Annotated in this window: 5 protein-coding genes; 1 reads left to right on the forward strand and 4 read right to left on the reverse strand. The window is 60.9% G+C overall.

Features of this window, described 5'->3' with window-relative positions; genetic code table 11:
- The 3 genes from VL003_RS06730 to surE form a co-directional block, all read right to left on the reverse strand.
- Positions 1–598, reverse strand: a 598-nt coding sequence (locus VL003_RS06730) for a LysM peptidoglycan-binding domain-containing protein (protein ID WP_325440853.1), incomplete at its 3' end; no start/stop codon positions are given.
- 22 nt (positions 599–620) lie between these two features.
- On the reverse strand, positions 621–1,442 hold the full coding sequence (locus VL003_RS06735) for a protein-L-isoaspartate(D-aspartate) O-methyltransferase (RefSeq protein ID WP_325440855.1): 822 nt from the start codon (positions 1,440–1,442) through the stop codon (positions 621–623).
- Positions 1,427–2,185, reverse strand: a complete 759-nt coding sequence (gene surE / locus VL003_RS06740) for a 5'/3'-nucleotidase SurE (RefSeq protein WP_325440857.1) — start codon at positions 2,183–2,185, stop codon at positions 1,427–1,429. The genes VL003_RS06735 and surE overlap by 16 nt, the downstream gene beginning before the upstream one ends.
- Before the next feature lie 107 nt (positions 2,186–2,292).
- Between surE and plsY the strand changes: the two genes are divergently transcribed.
- Complete coding sequence (gene plsY / locus VL003_RS06745) at positions 2,293–2,970, forward strand: glycerol-3-phosphate 1-O-acyltransferase PlsY (protein ID WP_325440859.1); 678 nt, start codon at positions 2,293–2,295, stop codon at positions 2,968–2,970.
- A gap of 70 nt (positions 2,971–3,040) precedes the next feature.
- On the opposite strand, the gene VL003_RS06750 is transcribed toward plsY, so the two are convergent.
- On the reverse strand, positions 3,041–3,490 hold a 450-nt coding region (locus VL003_RS06750; protein WP_487047246.1), incomplete at its 5' end, for a Kae1-like domain-containing protein.

Below are 3,490 nucleotides of genomic sequence, written 5' to 3' on the forward strand. Positions count from 1 at the left end.
GGCCCAAAAGGATAAGGTTGCCCAAGCCCCGCACACCGTTGCCGGCATACATGACCTTACCCGACGCCGCCGCCACGACCGTGTCGCCCACCGCCCCTTCGATGTCGATGCCCTTGGTATTGGTGTTGAAGCCCTGAATCATTTTTCCGCTTGCCGGCCAGCCCCAGGAAACGAGGTTGGCGTCGGACGCCGGCATAGGAATGGGCGGCTCGGTGGGCGTAACCGGCGTTACCGGTGCAGGGGTGGCAATACTGGGAGAAGGCACCACCGGTGCGTTGTCGGAAAGACGTAAGGTCTGACCCACGCGCAACTGGCTGGGGTCGGAAATACTGTTAAGCCGGACCAGGGTGGCTACGTCGATGCCATGACGCTGAGCAATCTGGTACAGCGTGTCGCCGGGCCGGACCACATAGGTGCCGGTTGCAGGTTCGGTGGCCGTTTGCCCGCCCGACATATCGGTAACCGGTGCGCGCGTGCCTCGCGACGTGCACCCCGCCAACACCGCCAGCGTCAACAGCAACACAATCGCCAGAGCATGGCGAGGACGCCGGGACTGAATTGAAGCTGTGACGAAAGACGATGCCGTCGTTGAATTCATGGGGTTCTCCTAAACCAGAAACTTATGACTGTGTACCCGCGCGCAACGGAACGAATCGAACTGCCTCGAGCTCTTGGCGATGCCACGTGGCAGGGCCGGTGCGTTCGATGAGCACCAGGCGCTGCGTTGCAGCCCCTTCCGGAGCAATAAGGCGCCCGCCGATCGACAATTGTTCAAGCAAAGATTGGGGGATTTTAATGCCTGCAGCAGCCACAATAATACCGTCGAATGGCGCGTGGCCGGGCAAGCCCGCCATGCCGTCGCCAAATGATAGCCGCACGCGGCCCGAGAGTCGAAGCGCGCGCAAATGCAAGCGGGCCAGCTCGTATAGGCCGCGAATGCGTTCTATGGTGTGCACTTCTTTGATGATGTGGGCCAGCACCGCCGCCTGATAGCCGCAACCGGCGCCCACTTCGAGCACCTTGTCGGGCACGCGTTCTTCGCAAAGCACAGAGATCATGCGGGCCACCACCCAGGGTTGCGAAATGGTCTGGCCATGGCCGATGGGCAGGGCCGCGTCTTCGTAGGCCCGGCTGGCCAGGCCTTCGTCAACGAATATATGCCTGGGCACCGCCTGCATGGCCGCCAGAACCCTTTCATCTTGTATGCCTTGGTTACGCAACCGTTGCACCATGACCGCACGTTGGCGGTCTGAGTTAAGCCCCAGGTTGGCGGTAGCTGCAGCCAGCGTACGAACCGGCAAAGCCGGGGCGGCAACGGGCCCGGGCCGCGTGGCGATGCGCGCATTGCTGTTGGTGGTCGACGGCCCGCCGCCCAGACTGGAGCGCCCGAAACGGTTGGTGGTGCCCGAGGCGAACGGAAAACGGCTTATCGGCTTACGCATAGCGGGTCGGCCCAGTTTTTAAGGCCGGGCAATTGTTCGTAGTGGGTAAGGTCAAGCCTCAACGGGGTGATGGACACCGCGTGGCGTTCGATCGCGCCAAAATCAGTATCGGCAGCCGAGTCGGAAACCAGCCCGACAGGGCCTATCCAGTAAACCGGGTCGCCGTAGGGCGTGGTGCTTTTTACGACCGGCTCGGACGGATGCCGTTTGCCCAGCCTGGTTACCACACAGCCTTGCATGGCGTCGTACGGCACTGCGGGAATATTGACGTTAAGCAGCGTGTTGCCGGCCAGCGGCTGAGCGATTTGCCGCTGTACCACCTGACGCGCAACCTGGGCGGCGGCATCAAGATGCTGCCAGCCCTTTTTGACCAGCGAGAATGCAATAGCGGGAATGCCGAACAGATAGCCCTCGGTGGCGGCCGCCACGGTGCCGGAATACAACGTGTCATCGCCCATGTTCGCGCCGTTGTTAATGCCTGATACGACCAGGTCCGGGCGAAAGTCGAGCAAACCGGTAAGCGCAATGTGCACGCAGTCGGACGGCGTGCCGTTAACAAAATAAAAGCCGTTGGGCGCCTGGCGCACCGAGAGCGGCCGGTTCAACGTAAGCGAGTTTGAAGCCCCGCTGCAGTTGGTTTCGGGTGCGACGATGGTAAGTTCGCCCAAGCCCTTCAAGGCCTCTACAAGGGCCTCGATACCCTCGGCGTTGTAGCCGTCGTCGTTAGACACCAAAATGCGCATTGTGCTTCCAGAAAAAACTCAACTGAACGTAGCCAATTGTACCCGCTGGTTTTAAGGTTTAGGCCACGCACGTTAGAATCTAGCGCAGTTACACGGAGCCCAATTTCATGTCGCCGCTATATATCGCGCTTTCCAGCGTTGCCCTTGTCGCCCTGGCCTATCTGTTGGGGTCAATTTCTTTCGCTGTGGTGGTCAGCCGCCTGATGGGCCTGCAAGACCCACGCAGCTACGGTTCTAAAAACCCCGGCGCCACCAATGTGTTGCGCACAGGCAACCGCTCTGCCGCCGTGCTGACTCTGCTTGGCGATGCCGCCAAAGGCTGGGCGGCGGTGTGGCTGGCAAGCCTTGCCGTACGCGAATGGATGCTGCCGGGCTTTGTGGTGGGCATGGCCGGCATTGCTGTATTCCTGGGGCATGTATACCCCGTGTTCCTTAAGTTCAAGGGCGGTAAGGGCGTGGCCACGGCGCTGGGTGTGCTGCTGGCCTTTCAGCCCTGGCTGGGCGTTGCCACGGCGCTCACCTGGCTGATTGTGGCCTATGCCACGCGTTATTCTTCGTTGGCTGCGATTGTTGCGGCCATATTCGCCCCGTTGTATTACCTGTTCGGCGGCAACATCGCCTGGCGCTTCGACGGCTTTACCTGCTTTGCCATTGTGATCATTGCCGTCATACTTTGCTTTCGCCACCAGGCCAATATTGCCCGGCTGCTGGCCGGCAAAGAAGACCGCATCGGCAAGAATAAAAAAACTGCCGCCACAGACGCTAAAACCGGTAAGAAACGCTGAAACCCGCTTCGGCCCCGACACCCGCCGCGCCTTTAAAACAAAGCGTAGCCAGGCGGGCCGGCCGGCCAGGCTACACCACCACTGCGGGTACGGCCTGCTCGTGAAGGTCCCACCGGGGTCGTACGGTAAACGCATGATCGCGGCTCGAAAGATCGACCAAACCCGCATTGATGCGTAACGCCGCCGCGAACGCGATCATGGCGCCGTTGTCGGTGCAAAGCTCAAGGGGCGGGAAAAACACTTCGCCGCCCAGCTTCTGCATGTCGGCCACCAAACGTTTGCGCAACAGGCTGTTGGCCCCTACGCCTCCCGCCACCACCAAGCGCTTCAAGCCGCTGCGCTTCATGGCCTTGATGGCCTTGCCGCCCAGCACATCAACAATGGCCGCTTCGGTGGCAGCGGCAAGGTTCGCGCGTTGCTGCTCGGTAACCTCGCCCTCTTTTTCAAGCGCCTTGAGCCGCGTAAGCACTGCCGTTTTCAAGCCGCTGAAGCTGAAGTCGAGATCGGGGCTGTGCAACAT

It is taken from the genome of Pusillimonas sp., assembly GCF_035515275.1.
Lineage (GTDB): Bacteria > Pseudomonadota > Gammaproteobacteria > Burkholderiales > Burkholderiaceae_B > Pusillimonas.